The following is a 1,995-nucleotide window of genomic DNA, read 5'->3' as shown; positions in this document are numbered from 1 at the left end:
CACTGGAAATAAGCATAATTATTTTAGTGTGTCTGATTTAAAAAAGAAAACTAAAAATAAGGATACAAAGAAAGTCATTAGAGATAACGCTTATAACTTCTACCGTAATAAATGTAATGTACCTACAAATGAGGTCATGTGGACTACTTTTAAAGAGTTTAAAGATAGCCTAGCACCTATGGGGTTGAAAGAACACTTTGTAAGTGTAAATGCACGTGCTACAAACCAATTCCAACATAAAAGGACATGTATCTATTTAGCTAACATTTATACAAATCCTTTGATAAAACACTTTTTTAATAAGCGAGGGGTACAACTTAATGGTGATTTATTTGCATTATCAGAACTACTTCAATGGCTTTTCCGCAGTCGTATTCGTACAGGAAAGTCAATAGATGTTTTTATTCCATCTAAGCGAATGAGAACGTTGTTGGAACAGTATCTCAATAATGAAATTTAATTACTTTCTCTACTTTTATTGCTTAGTAAAGAAACGCTGTAACCCTTGATAACAATGGGTTTCTTGAATATTTCCTTATAAGAAAGATATAAAAATGTTATAAGTATTAAAAGACAATCCCGAATAACACTACAAGGGATAGCCTAAGCTACCCCTCTTCGTGATTATTCAGGGCATACTTTAATAGCTATATAGAATAGTATTATTTCTAGAAATAGTGGTGAGGGCATTCTTTGCCCGAACACGAGGCGTAGCCGAGGTATCATAAAAAATCAATAACATGATATAAGTACTTTAATAAATATAGGAGGAAATGGCTTGGAACTAGAACGATATTCTTACAATCCATATAAAAAGAAATACAAAGATAGCCACAGTGACGAGTTTATGAAACTAGCTAAATAGTGACTAACATAATCTTAATAGTATATGAAACCTCTCAGGTTATTTCTGAGGGGTTTTACTATATATCGTAATTTTATGTGTGAATTCAGTTATGGAATGCACAATCAGTGAAATGTTGAAAAATAGTGTTCAGCCCTTGATACGAACACATTCATTAGAATGGATTAGTTGTGCCTTTCTATGCAATTGTCACTTTTTCCACTTCAACGCCCTCTTTATACAGCCGACTCAGAAATGTTTTTTCTGCACAGTGGAACAGCCAAAAATAAAGAGAGACCACCAGTATTAGCTGTTAGCCTTCTTTTTAGCCCTAATAAGTGTACTTTTACTAATACCTGTGATTTCCTCCACTTGCTTATATGAGTGGGTTTCTAGTAGCCCTAAAGCGTGTTCTATCTGTTTTTTACTAAATTTGTTTGGTCTGCCTTCCCTAAAGTCGTCACGCTGTTTGGCAATGGCTTTGCCTTCCTGAGTACGTTCTACAATTAAGTTTCTTTCCATTTCTGCCACTGCTAATAATGTAGTTAAAAAGAACCTTCCCATTGTCGTATCTTCTAATAGTCCCACATTTAAAACATGAACTCTTACACCTTTAGAAAATAGTCCTTTTACGATCTCGATTCCCTCAACAGTGTTTCTTGCTAATCTATCTAGTTTAGTGACAACTAATGTATCACCTTCTTTTAGGATTGAAAGAACTTCTTGTAATTGTGGTCTATCTGATTTAGTTCCTGTAAATTTCTCAGAATAAATATTGTCACAGCCTTCATTTTCTAATGCTGTTAATTGTACCTCTAATTCCTGTGACACCGTACTTACTCGTGCGTATCCGTATTTCATTATGTATTATCCCCTTTTTTACGGTTCATTTATGACACTAAGTTATGACACCAATTGATACCTTGATAATACTGCAATGACTTTACGGTGTCAATACTATTAAGTTATGACACAGATGTATAACAAAAGGCAATTACCTGTTGAAGAGGTAACTGCCTTTTTAGAGGTATATATTAAATGAAAGTAAAAGTTAGTTAGCGATTTGTTTTTTAATAACAGCAATCTCATTATCATTCAAATTGTATAAAGTGTAAATTTCCTTGTTTATTTCGCGTTGTACAGCTTTAATT

At 33.3% G+C, this 1,995-nt stretch carries 1 protein-coding gene and 1 pseudogene; one reads left to right on the top strand and one right to left on the bottom strand.

From position 1 onward, the window contains the following. Nucleotides 1–460 (top strand): annotated as a pseudogene (locus tag AC1DTM_RS24180) (hypothetical protein); the annotation flags it as partial. A 690-nt stretch (nt 461–1,150) separates the two neighbouring features. On the opposite strand, the gene AC1DTM_RS24175 reads toward AC1DTM_RS24180, so the two are convergent. Beyond that, the gene (locus tag AC1DTM_RS24175; protein ID WP_063220240.1) at nt 1,151–1,705 is read right to left on the bottom strand and encodes a recombinase family protein; all 555 of its coding nucleotides are present in this window, start codon (nt 1,703–1,705) and stop codon (nt 1,151–1,153) included. Between the last annotated feature and the right edge of the window lie 290 nt (nt 1,706–1,995).

This window comes from Bacillus sp. P4_D3 (genome assembly GCF_056401855.1).
This window is presented reverse-complemented; position numbering and strand designations above follow the sequence as displayed.

Excerpts from the sequence above, each read along its gene's own strand:
- AC1DTM_RS24175 (WP_063220240.1), bottom strand. The coding sequence starts at position 1,705 with ATGAAATACGGATACGCACGAGTAAGTACGGTGTCACAGGAATTAGAG.